This window comes from Microcystis sp. 0824 (genome assembly GCF_003112475.1).
In the GTDB taxonomy this organism is placed as follows: domain Bacteria; phylum Cyanobacteriota; class Cyanobacteriia; order Cyanobacteriales; family Microcystaceae; genus Microcystis; species Microcystis aeruginosa_C.
The window spans coordinates 25,958-42,943 of sequence record NZ_BDSM01000015.1 but is presented as its reverse complement, the minus strand read 5'-3'; the positions used below and the strand labels follow the sequence as shown (position 1 = coordinate 42,943).

Genomic DNA, 16,986 nt, shown 5'->3' with positions numbered 1-16,986 from the left:
TATAGCAAGCTTTTGACTTCATTCTCTACTTAAAATTGAGACTTTATCAACTAATTAACCTAAAAATACGCATTTTAAATTTGTTCTTTTTTCAAGGTCTAATTGATGATGAGCTTAAGTTGAATCCTAACAACACACTGTCGTTTTTGCTACAAGGCGATCACCCAGTCAAAACCCAGATTTTGTAAGGCTTCGGGGGTTGGTGATCGTACTTTTTGTGAGAAATGCGGGTTATTTTGTCGGTGTCAATATCTAATCTCAACTTTTTCGTTAAGAAATGTAGTCAATTCTCAGCTTTGTGCTTAAGAAATGCAGTCAATTCTCAGAAAAGGCGGGTCAAGGTCGTCGCTGGTACTCTGTTTTTCTGAGCAGAACTTCCGATTTGGACAGCAGGGCGAGCGCACCTAAAAACAATACAAATAAGTAAGCTATCAGGGTTCGGATTTGAGTTTTCCTGCTAAATCCGGTTATTAAAGACTGATTAACCTGAGTTCGGGATAAGCTAAAATCTTAATTTTCTCGTTCGCTGTAAACCCTATTCTTTTGTGGAATGAGCAAGAAAATAGCCTTAACCCGAACTGAGGTTACTTACAAGAACCTTGTAGGGATAACTGGACTTGCGCCCAAGAAAAATAATGAAACCCTTACCCCAAGATAGTCTTGGCGATTGTTCGACTGGCTTTGACCAGCTACAATCGACTCGGAAGGTTAACTGGAGCCTGTTTTGAGTGATCGCACCTATGCTCTTATTATCAAGCGATCGCTGACTCTAGCCAAGAGCTTACCCGGACACAGAACAAATAAACTAATAGTAAAAGCCTTGCTTTGCAAGGCTTTTATGTGTTGAGATTTCAGTTTTGACGATTGCTATCTTAGCCGTTATTTGTGGGGTTCAGGGGTGGACAGACTGGACACTCTTGCCATCACACAGCTTCCCTTTGTGATGGGAGATTCTCGCCTCACAGAAACCTGCTTTTTAGGTGGATTGACTGGCCAGAAATTGTCTTTGATAGTCTAAAAACTCGCCGTGCCATTCCGCAAAACGCCGCTCCCCATCTTTGACTAAAAATTGCCGGTAGGCTTCCGAGGAAATCCAAGGCTTTGTTGGACGTTGTTGGTTTGTTGGGCGTTGTTGGGCCGAACGAGCTTGGTATTCAGCCGTTGATTGACGGCATTGGTTGTGATAATTTTGGTGCCATTCCTGATAGCGCCGTTCTCCATCCCGCACGAGGGCTTGGCGATAGGCTTCTGAAGATAGACTCATGGTGTTACTCCTTTTCAAATCCCTTGATGGCCTGGCCAGAATTATAACACAATCCCTGAACCACCCATTGCTGACCTCTGGTCAAGGTGCGATATACGTCCTTGCCGTCAGTGACAAGGTTTCTTGGCTATCTTAACTGCTGGATTTTGTCCCGCTTTGCGTTGCTACCCTTTAACCAAATTTTGTAGGACCAGCAAAGAAATTAGTAAAAGCTACAGGTGTCTTAAACCTTGTGGCAAAGGGCCACAGCTAACCCTATTCAAGAAGTCTAGTTCTTCTTGTTTTTTCTCCTCGGTTAACATTGATCGTAACCTATTGTAGGTAGAATATACACTTTAGTCATCAATAGGGTAATTTTTTGGCTCTCTTAGGTTTGGTGGGTAAAATGTATTCTAAGATACAGTCCTGCTGGCGAGTGAGTGGAACGAACCACAGAGGCACAAAGGACACAGAGATCGATCACTACTATATAAGTTAAACTTATGACACAAGGAATAAGAAAGCCATTTTGGTGACCTTGGCCGTCTGATATGGCCAAGAAATGCCATATTTCTATTAGCACTGTTGCCAAAATCTCTGGAGAGTTGGGTTACTAATATGGTTAAAATTATCGTTCGTCAATCCCTGGGAAGGAAACCAGTTTATGATATTGGGGTGGAGAAAGATCATAATTTTTTGCTGGGCAACGGGTTAATTGCCTCCAATTGTTTTAATAAATCTCACTCTACCGCTTATGCTTACGTCACCTATCAAACCGCTTATTTAAAAGCTAATTATCCTGTGGAATATATGACAGCGTTACTAACTGCTAGTAGCGATAATCAGGATAAGGTGGAAAAGTATCGAGAAAACTGTCAGAAAATGAATATCGATGTCGAACCTCCCGACATCAATCGATCGCAAAAACATTTTACACCGATTGGACGCAAAATTCTCTTTGGTTTGTCCGCAGTTAGAAATCTGGGCGAAAATGCGATCGAGGCTATTTTAAAAGCCCGGGAAGCTGCGGGAGGAAAGTTTTCTTCCTTAGGAGATTTTTGCGAGCGTGTTGATTTACGAGTGGTCAACAAAAGAGCTTTAGAAACGCTAATTTATTGTGGTGCTTTTGATAAAATTCAACCCAATCGCCATCAATTAATTGAAGATTTAGAATTAGTAGTTGCTTGGGCGCAAAAACGCACCAAAGAGAAAGAAAGTGGTCAAATGAATATTTTTGATATGCTAGGATGTAGTCCAGAAAATAAACAAGAGTCAGAGTTTGAACAGTCTCCCAGTGCGCGAGCAGTAGAAGATTTTTCCCTACAGGAAAAGTTAAGACTGGAAAAAGAACATTTAGGTTTTTATGTTTCCGAACATCCTTTAAAAGCTTTACAAAGAGCCGCTCAAGTCCTATCTCCTATCAATTTAGCTGACTTAGAAGAACACAAAACCAGAAAAAAAGTCAGTGCCATTGTCTTATTAAATGCCGTCAAGAAAATTATGACTAAAAAAGGGACTCCCATGGCTTTTTTAACCCTAGAAGATGCCTCGGGACAATCGGAAGCAGTGGTTTTTTCCGATAGCTACGAACGTCTGCAAAAATTATTAGTGGAGGAAGCAACTTTAATGGTGTGGGGAAAAGTTGATCGCCGAGATGATCGGGTACAATTAATTGTCGAAGATGCGGAACCGATCGAAACCATTAAAATGGTGATGGTTAATTTATCCCTGCAAGATGTCGTCAACCAAAATCGTCAAAATCTTCTTAAAAGTATTCTGCAATCGGGAGACAAACAAAAGGCAAAAGTTCCCGTTATTGCCACCATTGGTGCGGGAACTCAGCGTCAATTTGTGCGTTTAGGACAAAACTATTGGGTAGAGGATGACAATTCGGTGCTAGAGTCTCTAAAAGTTGCCGGTTTTCTGGCTAATTCTGCACCTCTGATTAATCATTAAATGGTAACTAGCAATTATTGTTACTGTAAAACCTTCTCGACTTCCAGTTTCGATAATAATTCTCTTTCGACCCACAAATCAAGACAAATATGGATTTTGATCACCTCTTTGACACTATTGCCACTCTTGTCCTCCATCATTCTCCTAGTGGGATGGAAACGGAAATCGATCGCTTTTTACTAGAACGCTTTCAAGAGTTAGGATTAGAAACATGGCAAGATCAAGCGGGAAATGTCATCGGCAAAATTAGAGGACGAGATTCGACCCAAAAAATTGCTATTACTGGTCATAAAGACGAAATTGGTGCTATTATCAAAGCAATTAATCCCGATGGTACTCTGCAAATTCGCCAACTTGGGGGAGCTTTTCCTTGGATTTACGGAGAGGGAGTGGTGGATATTATCGGTGATAGGGAAACCAGATCGGGGATTCTCTCCTTTGGTTCCCGTCATATTTCCCATCAATCCCCGCAAAAAGTGCAGCAGGAAAACACTCCCGTCACCTGGGAATCCGCATGGATAGAGACGAAATTGACTCCGGAAGAATTAGACGCTTGTGGGGTGCGCGTCGGTAGTCGAGTCGTGGTGGGAAAACACCGAAAACAACCCTTTCGACTAAAAGACTACATTGCCAGTTATACCCTTGATAATAAAGCTTCCGTGGCGATTCTTTTAGAATTAGCGGCCAGAGTAATTAACCCCGCAGTGGATATATATCTGGTTGCCTCAGCTAAGGAGGAGGTAGGAGCCTTAGGGGCATTATTTTTTACCGCAAATAACCGCTTAGATGCTTTAATTGCCCTAGAAATCTGTCCCCTCGCGCCTGAATATCCGATTAAGGATGGCAGCAGTCCTGTTTTATTGTCTCAGGATGGTTACGGTATCTATGATGAGCAATTAAATCAAGAATTGAGAATAGCGGCCGAAAAGGCGGGAATACCCCTACAATTAGCTATTATTAGTGGTTTTGGTAGCGATGCCTCCATTGCCATGAAATTCGGTCATATAGCTAAGGCCGCTTGCTTAGGTTTTCCCACCCAAAACACCCACGGTTATGAAATCGCCCATTTAGGAGCCATAGCCAACTGCCTTAGCATATTAGAAGTTTATTGTCAAGTAATTTAGCCATTTTTAGCAAAAAACCAGAGCATTAATAGAATAACAGCGATCGCCAGTCCGATAAAAACAGTATTTTTATGCTGCTCTAACTGCATGGGTGCGGGGGGTTCTTCTTTTTTCTGTTTATTTGTTCCCTTTTTAAATTGCGCTGTGCTATCGGGAAGTTTCTCTAAATCGGGAATCTTCGTCATCCACTCATCCGGGCGTTTGAGACGGGGAGCTTCGATAATATAAAGTAGACGCTTGGCCTGTTCGCGAATTTGATAGATAGGATGGGTAATAAGTTGCTTACAGATTTCACTGGCTTTCTCCCCCTCTCCTAACCCCTGATGGGCAGAAATTAACCAAATTTGGATCTCACCCCCTGCTCGGGATCCTAAGGAAATTAAGGCTAAAGCCGCATTTAATTGCTCGATACTAAGACGATATTGTCCACGCTCAAAGGCACTGATGCCAGCTTGATAAAGGTCTTGAAAAGAAAGATTTTCGGCCACGGAGTCAAGATCGAGATCAATAAAACTTTACATAAGTATAGCAAAAGTTAAGAAGCAAGGGGAAACTTTCGGCTATCAGCCTTTTAGCTATCAGCTATCAGCCATCAGGCACCAGCTTTTTTCTCCCTGCTCCCAGCCTCCACGATTTAGGACTCATCGTTCGCCCATTTTTGGGGGCAAGATGGGGTCATCCGTTGCTTCTTTTTCTGCTATTGACCATCCCGTTATTCCTTCTAGGCTTCTTTGATGTTCACAGACCCATTTTTCTAGACAACAGATTTTATGATCTTCTTCACTTACTATAGCGGTAAGCGCTTGAGTGAGATACAGACCAAGCTTTGCTTAGCATGGTTTATAGCTCGTGACACTGTACCTCATACGACTGCACACCGCTATATATAAGTCAATAATAATACCCCTAGTTCCCCATAACTTAATCCTTGACGATTTCCATGAGGGGATGCTAGATTATTGTCTATGATTGACGCAATCCTCATTTGTTTTAGCCAATATATAATTACAGGGATATCATCTATTCTTTCTGACTGTGTTTGTGACGTAATTGAGCGACTCTTTGTTCGCCAACACTTGACTAGACAAAGATTTTAGCCTTTTTTGCACACCTTACCTCTTCAATTTAAGCGAACAGTGAGTTGAGAATCTCGGCAAAAATCTGCTACACTTTCCTTTGAATATTTCCAAGCTGCACGATATGAAAGAGAGGAACTATCTCTTACTAAATATACTAGCGATCTCTACCATAATAATTAGTCTAGTTTTAGGGATTTTACTTGACAAAAAAGCCGCCTTGTTAGGAATTTTGGCGGTTCCCGCCATGGTCGCTTCTTTTATCCATCCCCGTCTGGGATTATTAGCCCTAATCATCTATCTTCCCCTGAGTAGTACCGTCACTTTTGCTGTGGCGAGAGTTTTTCAGGTAAAGGGCAACTTCATTGGTGAAGAGCCATCCTATGCTCTCTACAAAATGGCCAAGGATGCCTTTTATTTCCCAGCTTTAGCGGCAATTTTAATTAAAACCAAAACTTTTAAGCAATTAATCCCGCAAATCAAGCCTTTTCTCCTCACGGCTTCAATTTTACTTGCCACCAGCTTGATAACTTTTCTTTTTGTCAATCTACCCCAAGGAGCAATTGCTGTGGGAGTTGTAGGATTAAAAACCATCCTCGGTTATATTCCCCTAGTTCTCTGTGGCTACTATTTAATCAAGGAAAAACGGGATTTATTCGTGGTTAATCGGCTTTTCATCGTGATGATCTTAGTCTGTTGCGTTTTAGCTCTAATTCAATACTTCTTACTCCTCCAAGGCATCTGTCCCGATAGTGACTTCCTCAATCAACTGGAAGTTATTGCCCCGAAATCTGATACCGAATTTTATCCAGATATTAGCGAAAAAGCCAGCTTGAAAGCTCAATGTTTTGTCGGGGGTTCGGTGTTGTATAATCCCGATCGAGGCTTAATTCGTCTCCCCGGCACATTTTCCGATCCTTGGCAATGGGGTTGGTTTTTAGTATCTAGTAGCGTCATCAGTTACGCGGCCAGTTTTAGTGATCCACAAAAAAGATGGCGTCTCGCTGGTTGGGTAGCAATGGTTTTAGTCTTCCTTGCGACTCTGGTTTCTGGACAAAGATTACCTTTATTGCTAGTACCTTTCTTTTACTTGGTTCTTTTTATTGCTACTAGCAAAAACAAACGAAAGTTACCATTAAAATTCGGAATTGTGGCGATGCTTTCCCTGCTTGCAGTGACGTTAATTCCCTTTATTCGGGAAAGAGGGCTAAATTTTATTGATCGCTGGCTATATTCGTCTCCCATTGACTTTGTAGTCGATCAAATGCAGTGGGTCTTCAAACATTTACAGCTTTTTGGTCTTGGTTTAGGCACAGCCAGCACTGGCGCTCGTCATATAGTGGGGGAAGAGGGAATAAGACTAATTGAAACCTACTACGCTAAACTGATCTACGAAATCGGTATCGTCGGTTTTATCGCTTTTATGGCACTGGTGACAATTCTCTGTATTCTCACCTTTAAAGCCTATTTAAAAGTAAAAAATCCTGCTTTAAAGCATTGGGGTCTCTGTATCTTGATTTTTATACTTTTTATTAGCTATAACCCCTACTATTATCCTCTCTCCGTCGAGCCTGTTTCTGTTTACTATTGGTTATTCGCTGGAATATTGCTAAAACTGCCAGAAATCAGCGATAAATTGGAATATGAAGCGAGATTTCCCGAAAAAAATGAAGTGGAGAATAAAGGAGATTTTTATCGATAATTACATTATCTCTCCACTGATAGGAGTTAACCGTAATGACAGCAGAAGCCGTTACCTATTCCCTCGAATCTGTCCTCAAGGAAATTAAAGATAGTATTCAAAGTGTTGATCGAAAGCTAGAAACCTTAGATAAAGATGTCACCGATGTGAAGATAGGACTAGCAACTTTAACAGAGAAAGTCGATAGTATGGATAATCGACTAATAAAGGTGGAAGGAACCCAAAGCAACCAAATTTGGACATTAATAACTCTTTTGAGTGGTTCCTTGATTGCTGTGGGATTCCGGGCTTTTTTTATGGGCAACAATCCCTAGGCGATCGCTGGAGAGTAACGAGACTTTCTCACTTTCCCCACAGGCGACCTTTTTCCGTTAGATTATAAATGGATACAAAACTTAACATTTTATCCAAAATCTACCGAGAGGGCAGACCGTGCGGCCAGATACCCTAGAAAATAACCAGCATTCAGCCGATAATTCGCTAGTTCCCGAAATTATCGCACTTAAACCCGAAATTGAGCCAGAGGAAACCGAATACTCGCCAAAACCGACAAAAACCAACTCGTGGCTATCGGGAGGAAGGGGTTTATTTATCGGTGTGGGATTGGGGGTTTTATTGACCCTAGGGGCGACTCGTTTCGCTAATCGACCCCAAACAGCCCAAAACCCCAATACTCAGCCCGTAGCAGCAAAAAATGAAGCACCGGCACAAACAGTAACTACCACTAGGGTAGAATCTACTCCTGTGGCCCGCACCCTGAAAGCGACTGGAAGCGTGGCAGCCGATGAATTAATCCCGATTCTTTCCCAAGCGACAGGACTACAAATCAAAGAAATCTTTGTCGATGAGGGTGATATCGTTAGCCAAGGTCAAATTTTGGCTCGTCTCGATGATACCGTCCTACAAGCGCAATTAACCCAAGCACAGGCCAATGTCGCCCAATCCCGGGCGCGTTTGGCAGAATTGCAAGCGGGTAGCCGTAAAGAGGAGATCGCTGGAGCTAAACAAACGATTCAACGCATAAAAGCCGAAATTAGTCAAGCTCGATCGGATTGGGATTTGGCCAAAAAACGCGTCCAGAGAAACCAAAGTTTAGAAGCGGAAGGAGCGATCGCCCGGGATCGTCTCGATGAAGTCCTCAATGAAGAAAGAAAGCAAGCGGCGATCGTACAACAGACCCAATCTCGTTTAGGAGAAGCAGAGCAGCAACTGGCACAATTGCAAGCCGGCAATCGTCCCGAAGTGATCGCCCAAGCTACAGCGCAATTAGCGGAAGCTCAAAGCCGTTTAGCCATTGTTAACGCCCAATTAAACGAGACTCGCCTGATTTCCCCGGTCAGTGGCAAAATTGCCGAAAGAAATGGCCGCATCGGGGACACCACCAACGGTCAAAATGCTCTCTTTAAAATCATCGAAAATGGGCGTTTAGAGCTAAGATTGCGGGTTCCTGAGAATCAATTGCCCTTAATCCGCGTCGGAGCGCCCGTTACTATCACTTCCGATGCTAATACCAGTTTAAAATTATCGGGACAGGTGCGCGAAATTAATCCCATCGTCGATGAGGCATCCCGTCAAGCAACGGTTAAAGTCGATTTAACCGACAATACAGGATTAAAACCGGGGATGTTTTTACGAGGTGCGATCGTAACGAATACTAGCAATAGTTTAACCGTCCCCATGACCGCGGTTTTACCCCAAAAAGATAATCAAGCTCTAGTTTATTTAGTTGAACCTGATAACACTGTCACCGCCAAAACTGTGCAATTAGGTCAAATTATGCCCAATAACCGCGTGGAAATTCTCACCGGTTTACAAGCCGGCGATCGCATTGTGGTCAAAGGGGCAGCCTATCTCGGTGATGGCGACAAAATTACAGCAATCAGTGATAACTGAAATTATGGCTTTTAATATTTCTAATTGGTCTATCAAAAATCCCATTCCGACGATCCTGATCTCCCTGGTTATGGCCCTAATGGGATACATTGCCTTTCTAGGATTAGGGATCGATCGCTCTCCTAATATTGACATTCCGGCCGTGATTATCACCGTTAATCAACCCGGTGCAGGTCCAGAGGAATTGGAAACCCAAGTCACCAAAAAAGTCGAGGATGCGGTGGCTGCTTTGGGTAATATCGATCAAATTACTTCTACCGTTAACGAAGGCAGCAGCACCACCACCGTTAACTTTATCCTCGGCACTAACAGCGATCGCGCTACAAATGATGTACGTAATGCCATAGCGCAAATTCGGCAGGATTTACCCCAAGATACTAATGATCCCATTGTCCAACGTTTAGAATTTGCCGGGGGTGCGGTGATGAACTATACCATCTCCTCCCCGAAAAGATCGATCGCCGAATTAAGTGATCTAGTTGATCGTCAAATTGGCCGCGCTTTAACGGGAGTGCCGGGGGTAGCACGAGTCGATCGCGTTGGGGGAGTCGATCGAGAAGTGCGTGTAGATTTAGATCCCGGTCGTCTGATCGCCTACGGTATCACGGCCACGGCAGTTAATGACCAAATTCGCAGTTTTAATATTAATTTACCCGGAGGGCGATCGGAAATCGCCGGCAGTGAACAAACTGTCCGCACCCTCGGCAGCGCTGAAACGATCGAAGATTTAAGAAATTATCAAATCTCTTTACCTAACGGTGATAGCGTCCCCTTAAGCAATTTAGGGACAGTTAGCGATAGTTCCAGTGATCCTCGACAAATGGCCCTCTTAGATGGGCAGCCAGTGGTGGGTTTTTCGATTCTACGGGGGACTGGCAGCACCTTGGTGACGGTAGAAACAGCAGTGCGCCAAGAAATCGAGAATTTAAAGAAAAAACTCCCCGAAGATATTAAATTTCAATTAATTTTTACCCGTGCTGACTCAATTCGTGCTAGTTACGAAAGCCTTCTTAGCGATCTCCTGATTGGTTGTATGATGACGGTGATCACGGTAGGTCTATTTTTAGGCAATTGGCGCGCCACGATTATCACGGGTTTAGCCCTGCCTTTGTCCATTTTCCCGACTTTTTGGGTGATGCAGTCCCTGAATTATACCCTTAACGGCATGACTCTACTGGCGTTAGCTTTAGCTTTGGGTAATCTGGTGGATGATGCGGTGTGTATGGTGGAGGACATCGATCAACATTTAGCTATGGGTAAAAAACCCCTGCAAGCGGCCTTTGATGCCTCAAAAGAGATTGGATTAGCCGTTTTAGCCAGTGCAGCGGCAATTATGGCGGTATTCCTGCCGGTTGCTTTTATGGGCGGTGTGCCGGGGCAATTCTTTCAACCTTTCGGCGTTACGGTGGCGGTTTCTACCCTATTCTCCAGTTTGATCGCTGTCACCGTCACCCCGATGTTAAGTGCCTATATTTTACAGCCGAAAAAGCTGAAAACCGGTGATAGTAATCCCTCCTCGCGCCCCCGTTTTCGTCCCTACAAAAGTTTGTTAACTTGGGCTTTACGTCATCGAATCCTGACTTTATTGGCGGCTTTGGCCTTTTTTATCGGTAGTTTACAGTTAGTTCCCTTGATTCCAAAAGGGTTATTTAGTTCCGGGGATACTGGATTAAGTACAATCAGCCTAGAATTGCCTCCCGGTGCGACTTTGAATGATACTGTTGCCGTGGCTAATCAGGTGAATAGTTTACTGCAAAAAAATCCCGCCGTCGCTAATGTTTTGGCTATTCCGGGAGATTCGGGACGGGTAAATACGGGGTTAATATATGTTAATTTAGTTCCTAAGGAACAGCGCTCGCTAACTCAACGGCAATTTGAGGAACAAACCCGCCGGGATTTCCAGAAGATACCGGGAGCAAGAGTGACTTTTCGGGCGCAGGGGGGAGCAGGAAGCACTAAGGATGTCGCTATTATTTTAAAAAGTGAAAATGGCGATATTTTAACCCAAACTGCCCAAAAATTAGAGCGAGAAATGCGGGCTTTACCCGGTTTTGTCGAGGTAAGTTCCGGGGTAAGTTTAGTTAAACCGGAGATTATTATTCAACCAGATCCAGTCCGGGCTGCTGATCAGGGAGTCTCGGTCAGAGCGATCGCCCGTACTGCATCTTTAGCTTTAATCGGCGATAATGAGTTTAATTTAGCTAAATTTAACCTTGCTGACCGACAAATTCCCATCCGGGTAAAAATTGCCAATGATGGACGCAGCGAGATAGAAACTCTGCAAAATTTGCGCGTTCCTAGCAGTAATGGGACGTTAGTTCCGCTTAACTCGGTGGCGACAATTAGCTTAGGTAGTGGACCTGCGGAAATTCAACGCTTTAACCGTCAACGTCAGGTTAATATTGGAGCTAATTTAGAGGGAGTTTCTTTGGGAAGTGCGGTGACACAAATTCGCGCTTTACCAATCATGAAAAACTTACCCCCAGAGGTGACAGAAGAACCCTTTGGTGATGCTCGTATTATGCGCGATATCTTTGCTCGTTTTTTGGGGGCGTTAAGTTTAGCAATTATTTCTATCTATGGGATTCTGGTATTGTTGTATAACAATTTTCTCTATCCCCTAGCGATTCTAACTTCCCTTCCTTTATCGATTGGTGGTACTTTAATCGCTCTTTTAATTACCCAAAAAGAGTTAGGTTTATACGCTTTAATTGGCATAGTTTTACTGATGGGGTTAGTCACTAAAAATGCGATTCTGTTAGTAGATTTTGCCCTGAGTGGTATTGAGTCAGGGAAACCGCAATTTAAGGCGATGATTGATTCGGGAGTCTCTCGTTTACGACCAATTATTATGACCTCCGTTTCTACAATTGCCGGGATGTTACCGATTGCTTTAGCTTTGGGTGCAGATGGGGAAATTCGCGCACCGATGGCGATTGCTGTTATTGGTGGTTTTACCACTTCCACCCTATTAACTTTGGTGGTTGTGCCAGTAATCTTTACTTATATCGATAGTTTTTACTATTGGTTGCGGGGATTATTTGTTAAACAAAAACCCAAGTCGATTTAGTAGTAAAATATCTCTCTGAAAGCTTGAGAAAAAACCCAGAGAAACTAACCCATGAATCCCTTGACAGTCACACATCAAACTCTATCCCTTCCCCCCATGGGCTGCGGTACTTGGGCCTGGGGAAATCGTCTTCTCTGGGGTTACGATGAGAGTATGGATAGCCAGTTACAAGCGGTTTTTAATCTCTGCGTCGAGCGGGGTGTCACCCTATTTGATACGGGAGACTCCTACGGCACAGGCAAACTCAACGGACAGAGTGAGAAGCTATTAGGACGCTTTACGGGGGAATATAGCGGTTATAACGCTGATCATATCCGTATTGCTACCAAACTCGCCCCTTATCCTTGGCGTTTAACCCGTCATGCCATGGTGAAAGCTTGTCAAGCTTCGGCAACCAGACTAGGCCGCCCGGTGGATTTAGTGCAAATGCACTGGTCAACGGGCAATTATGCGCCATGGCAGGAGGGAGGATTATTAGACGGATTGGGGGATTGTCTGGAAAAGGGGTTAGTTAAAGGGGTTGGTTTATCTAATTTTGGACCGAAACGATTGAAGTCTGCCTATCAAAAGTTTGCCAGTCGCGGCATTCCTATTACCAGTTTACAGGTACAGTATTCTCTCCTTTCTACCTATCCTCTCACTGACTTAGGATTAAAGGAACTATGTGATCAATTGGGTATTCAAATTATTGCCTATAGTCCCTTAGCTTTGGGGTTATTAACGGGGAAATATCGAGATAATAAAAACTTACCCCCAGGATTACGTCGCTTCCTTTTTGGTCAATTAATTCCCGCTATTTCTCCTCTGATTAGTTGCCTAGAAGTTATCGCCCAAGCTAAAAATAAAACCATTAGCCAAGTTGCCTTAAATTGGTGTATCTGTAAGGGAACAATTCCCATCCCCGGAGCTAAAAATGTTCGACAAGCTGAGGATAATTTAGGGGCTTTAGGATGGAGTTTAGACAGTGGGGAAATAGCAGAATTAGATAAAATTGCCGCAGGTTTGGATAAAAAAATGGTACAAAATATCTTTCAAACTAAGTAGGCTGTTGCAACGTGTTAAGTATTTAAATTGCCTCTTGCCAGCTCTTCTCGACTTTGTGTGATAAGTTTAACTTATATAGTAGTGATCGCTCTCTGTGTCCTTTGTGTCTCTGTGGTTCTTTCCACTCCCTCACCCGCAAGACTGTATCTTAGAATACATTTTACCCACCAAACCGGGGAGAGCCTCTTGCCTATCCTAACCAAGAAGTTAATTTTGCACGACTACTTATCTTGAGAGACCAATTTTAAGCTAGGACGGGGTTGGATTGTTCCCCCGTAAGCGACGGCAGTGTGAGGAGATAGGACAAGATGAGGAGATATACCCAGAGCAATTCGATAGATTTCCTCAGCTTTATCAATTAATTGCTGTTTAATTGGCTCTTTAGGCAAATTTTGCCGCCAAGCTAGGGGAATCCCCTCGATACCGTTGTATAATCCCGCCCAAATTCCCGCTAAAGTGCTGGTTAATTGCCGTTGATAGGGACTAGAATTAGCGCGACGCACGCTCACGGCGAAATCCTCGCTCGTTTGCAGAAAGGTATAGAGAGAAGCTGCAATCGCAATTCCTAAAGGTGAGCTATCTTGCACCCAAGTCGATAAAGTGGACTCTAGGGGACGATTTTGCCCTAAAGCTGACTGAATCTGCTCTAATAGCTTATTCTTGGGGTTAATAGTTAGTAATTGCCCCATTAACTGATTTAAAGGCCTTTTTCCCTGTAATAACAGACCTACCGCCTCTCCCCAAATTATCGCTTCTTGTCGGGTTAACTCGGAAATTAAGCCCTTTTTCAGCCAAAAATTTAATCTAGCTTGCCAACGTTTCCCATGGTCAGGCCAGGTTAAAATCTCCGGCAACAGCACAAATAATAACGCCGATTCCGACTGCCGCCTAGCTGCGATCGCAAGGGAAAAATCCTCCTGAGATTGCAGAGCTTGCAAAAGCAGGGTCGTCCTCGGTGTAGCCTCATAGTTAAAGGCTGGTATTAGGGGTTGATTATGCAAGGATTCCCCGATATATGCCCCTATTAACCCTCCCTGAAGGCGATCGAGGGGTGAAAAGACCTTTTGCATAAATTAGCTCAATTTGCCCGGTAGGTGACTTCCCCGACTTTGCCCGGTTGCCCCAGTTGTTTAGAATTGGCATTATTAACAGCAACGTAAACCCCGCCGGCATTACCCGCTCTCACGGTTAATTCTCGGTTTGCTTGCCAAGTGCGATGGCTTCCCTGGGGCAGTACACCCTCAAATTCTGTCTTGCCATCCACCACCACCCGCAGCCAGCAGTCATCTTCCAGTTTTACCTCCACCACCAGCTGCTGATTATTACTGGTTTTGTTGGCTACCGGTTGAAGGGGGTTGCTTTTCGGTTGGACAATTTGCTGTTGTGGCAAGGAAGGCGGCGGTAAGCGATTCGATTGCAGTACCGATTTTTGCAGGACGTGGGAGAGGGTTTGTACGGAACCAATAACTAAGATTAAATAGAGAAAATAGAGATGAATCGGGCGAATTTGAAGACTCGGCAGCGATAAAGACGGTTTTATTCCCCTAAAAAAGTTATTTACCTTGGTGGGAAAACGCCGGCTAACCGTCTCACCATCCAGGGACAGACTATCGGCAAATTGTTTGATTAACCAACGAATATAAATCGGTTCGGGCAATGACTCCAAATCCCCCGCTTCCAAGGCTTCTAGGCGATGGCGCGGGATCAAGGTTTTCTGGGTAATTTCCTCGAGAGAAAGGGACTGTTCTAGGCGATTTTTTTGCAAATAAACGCCGATTTCCAGTAATTTGGTGCGCTGTTTATGCTGGGGGTCGAGTTGTGATTGGAGAAGGCGAAACATATCGCTATTAGGGGCTGACTTTCAGCTTAGTTAATCGGGTTTTTTAAATATTTCAGTTCATCAAGGGTTAAAAAACGGTAATGACCCAAGGGTAAGGGGGAATTATTACCAGAGTTTAGTTGAATAGGACCGATGGCACTGCGATGAAGTTTCAGGACGTGATAACCTAATTCTTCAGCTACACAGCGAATCTGCCGATTTCTTCCCTCCACTAAAATAACTTCTAATAGGGTTTTTTGGTCGGTTTGCTTGAGAATCTCAACCTGTGCGGGTAAGGTTTTTTTTCCCTCTAAGAGGATACCTTCTCGCCAGCGCTGGAGAGCAAGTCTATCAATCGCACCATCTAGCCAAACCCGATAGGTTTTGGGCAAATGATAACGGGGATGGGTGAGGGTGAGGGTGAGTTGACCGTCGTTGGTGAGGAGTAAAGCCCCACTGGTGTTAATGTCCAACCTGCCTACGGGATGTAACCCAGTCCCGCCAGCGAGGGAGTCGGGCAAAAGGTCAATTACCGTCGGCCGGTTTTGTGGATCCTTACAGGTAGAAACCACGCCAATGGGTTTGTTGATCAGTATATACAATCTTTGGGGACGATTGGCCGGTTCAATTTTTTTTCCGTCTATCTCTAGGTGATCTTTTTCCGGGTCGGCTTTTTCTCCTAACTGCACGATTTTGCCATTGCGTCTCACCCGGCCGGCTACGATTATCTCCTCCGCCCTTCTTCGGGAGGCAATTCCCCACTGGGCAAGGATTTTCTGGACTCTCTCCGCCATTTTTTTTTAGTTTTTAACCCTTTCTATCTCCTATTATAGGCATCCTAAAAGGGTTTTTTCGCCCAAATAGTGAAGAAAAACAGAATATCTCCGGCTGCCTCTTTGATTTTTTTTCTTTGAAAACTTCTCAAAAAAAAGAGGAGTAATCCCTTGACTTGGGCGGCGGCTTCGGTTATACTTTTCTTATAATGGGAATCTGTGCGTTTTTTAGTGAACTCTAACACTCCATTATATATAAAGTCTTATAAAAATATTATGGCAAAAAGCCGTGAAAAAAGCAAGCAAAATTTTGCCGACAATTGTTAAAAAAGTCGGGCTAATTTTTTTTACGGGGGGATATGACTTTAAACGGGTTATTTCTCGGTTATCCAAGCGGTTGAGAGAAGAAAGAGATCGGCAATTGATGGAAGTGCGATCTCCAATCTTGTAGGGTGAGTGTTTGCGGCGATAATCTCTGACAAAAAAACAAATTAATAATCCGCCGTAACGCCCAAATTTATCATCAAATTGGTGCGTTACGTTGTCAAATATCATCTTCAGTTAATCCTGAATCTTTGAGAATACCTTTTAATGTTCCTATCGGTAAATCTCGATTTCCATGGGTTGGTATAACAATAATTGCAGAAACATTTTCTTTCGTATAGATATAATGACTTCCTTTAATTCTTGCCAATTTCCAGCCAAATCTTTCAACGACTTTACATAATTTTTTACCTGAGATTGACTTCATACAGAAATCTCCACTAATTGCTGATTCTCTTTTCGATCAAGTAATTTTTTTTCATGAGAAACTTCTAACCAGCCTTCTATTGCCTCTTTAACCATGACCATCAAATCATCATAATTTTCTGCCCAAGTATGACAACCAGACAAAGCTGGTACAGTTGCACACCAAACATCATCTTCTTGCCAGACAACCACTTTGATATTCATAATAAATATTTTTTATTGACTGAGATTTATTTTAATAATAACATAAACTTGTTTTTTTGTGTAAACCGATCTTTTAGGGTGGGTGTTTGCATCGATAATCTCTGACAAAAAAACAAATTAATAATCCGCAACCCACGCAGCAACTTAATTATTAAATTGCTGCGTTACGCTTTGGCTAACGCACCTACGATTTATGTTTATGTTTGTGGCTAAATTGACAAAAGTGGCTCAAAATATAACCTTAGCAAGATAAATCGGCCTATTCCTAGTTAAGCTGAGTTGAGGATAAGCCGAAACCCTAATTTTACCGTAGCTGGTTAGCTCTATTCTTT

General features: G+C 43.3%; 15 protein-coding genes and 1 pseudogene. 7 read left to right on the top strand and 9 right to left on the bottom strand.

All coding sequences use genetic code 11. From position 1 onward, the window contains the following. Positions 1-976: 976 nt before the first annotated feature. A complete protein-coding gene (locus N0824_RS06310) occupies positions 977-1,264 on the bottom strand; it encodes a hypothetical protein (RefSeq protein WP_108936132.1) in 288 nt (95 codons plus the stop codon). A 177-nt stretch (positions 1,265-1,441) separates the two neighbouring features. After that, positions 1,442-1,584 (bottom strand): annotated as a pseudogene (locus N0824_RS06305) (RNA-guided endonuclease TnpB family protein); the annotation flags it as partial. A gap of 277 nt (positions 1,585-1,861) precedes the next feature. Here N0824_RS06305 and N0824_RS06300 point away from each other — a divergent pair. Next, positions 1,862-3,199, top strand: a complete 1,338-nt coding sequence (locus tag N0824_RS06300) for an OB-fold nucleic acid binding domain-containing protein (RefSeq protein WP_108936131.1) — start codon at positions 1,862-1,864, stop codon at positions 3,197-3,199. Positions 3,200-3,288: 89 nt separating this feature from the next. Next, entirely contained in the window at positions 3,289-4,323 is a 1,035-nt protein-coding gene (locus N0824_RS06295; protein ID WP_108936130.1) for a M42 family metallopeptidase, read from the top strand. Here N0824_RS06295 and N0824_RS06290 read toward each other — a convergent pair. Further along, on the bottom strand, positions 4,320-4,811 hold the full coding sequence (locus tag N0824_RS06290) for a hypothetical protein (RefSeq protein ID WP_108936129.1): 492 nt from the start codon (positions 4,809-4,811) through the stop codon (positions 4,320-4,322). The two genes, N0824_RS06295 and N0824_RS06290, sit on opposite strands and share 4 nt — an antisense overlap. A 712-nt stretch (positions 4,812-5,523) precedes the next feature. Between N0824_RS06290 and N0824_RS06280 the strand changes: the two genes are divergently transcribed. The 5 genes from N0824_RS06280 (at position 5,524) to N0824_RS06260 (ending at position 13,108) form a co-directional block, all read left to right on the top strand. Next, on the top strand, positions 5,524-7,101 hold the full coding sequence (locus tag N0824_RS06280) for a hypothetical protein (protein WP_108936128.1): 1,578 nt from the start codon (positions 5,524-5,526) through the stop codon (positions 7,099-7,101). Positions 7,102-7,136: 35 nt separating this feature from the next. Beyond that, positions 7,137-7,415 carry a hypothetical protein gene (locus tag N0824_RS06275; protein WP_108936127.1) on the top strand — a complete coding sequence of 93 codons (279 nt, stop codon included), beginning with the start codon at positions 7,137-7,139 and terminating at the stop codon, positions 7,413-7,415. Between the two features lie 118 nt (positions 7,416-7,533). Further along, entirely contained in the window at positions 7,534-8,994 is a 1,461-nt protein-coding gene (locus tag N0824_RS06270) for an efflux RND transporter periplasmic adaptor subunit (protein WP_108936126.1), read from the top strand. Between the two features lie 4 nt (positions 8,995-8,998). Beyond that, on the top strand, positions 8,999-12,064 hold the full coding sequence (locus tag N0824_RS06265; RefSeq protein WP_108936134.1) for an efflux RND transporter permease subunit: 3,066 nt from the start codon (positions 8,999-9,001) through the stop codon (positions 12,062-12,064). A gap of 51 nt (positions 12,065-12,115) precedes the next feature. Next, entirely contained in the window at positions 12,116-13,108 is a 993-nt protein-coding gene (locus N0824_RS06260) for an aldo/keto reductase (RefSeq protein WP_108936125.1), read from the top strand. A 221-nt stretch (positions 13,109-13,329) separates the two neighbouring features. Here the strand turns inward: N0824_RS06260 and N0824_RS06255 are convergent, their stop codons facing one another. The 6 genes from N0824_RS06255 to N0824_RS06230 form a co-directional block, all read right to left on the bottom strand. Further along, on the bottom strand, positions 13,330-14,178 hold the full coding sequence (locus tag N0824_RS06255; protein ID WP_108936124.1) for an ADP-ribosylglycohydrolase family protein: 849 nt from the start codon (positions 14,176-14,178) through the stop codon (positions 13,330-13,332). 8 nt (positions 14,179-14,186) lie between these two features. Next, on the bottom strand, positions 14,187-14,948 hold the full coding sequence (locus N0824_RS06250) for a RodZ domain-containing protein (protein ID WP_108936123.1): 762 nt from the start codon (positions 14,946-14,948) through the stop codon (positions 14,187-14,189). A gap of 26 nt (positions 14,949-14,974) precedes the next feature. Beyond that, entirely contained in the window at positions 14,975-15,721 is a 747-nt protein-coding gene (locus N0824_RS06245; protein ID WP_108936122.1) for a pseudouridine synthase, read from the bottom strand. Positions 15,722-15,765: 44 nt separating this feature from the next. Continuing rightward, positions 15,766-15,945 (bottom strand): hypothetical protein, encoded by a 180-nt coding sequence (locus tag N0824_RS21270; protein ID WP_108936121.1) that lies wholly within the window; start codon positions 15,943-15,945, stop codon positions 15,766-15,768. Positions 15,946-16,244: 299 nt separating this feature from the next. Continuing rightward, the gene (locus N0824_RS06235) at positions 16,245-16,451 is read right to left on the bottom strand and encodes a type II toxin-antitoxin system HicA family toxin (protein ID WP_108936120.1); all 207 of its coding nucleotides are present in this window, start codon (positions 16,449-16,451) and stop codon (positions 16,245-16,247) included. After that, positions 16,448-16,654 (bottom strand): type II toxin-antitoxin system HicB family antitoxin, encoded by a 207-nt coding sequence (locus N0824_RS06230; RefSeq protein ID WP_046662329.1) that lies wholly within the window; start codon positions 16,652-16,654, stop codon positions 16,448-16,450. The genes N0824_RS06235 and N0824_RS06230 overlap by 4 nt, the downstream gene beginning before the upstream one ends. Positions 16,655-16,986: the final 332 nt, after the last annotated feature.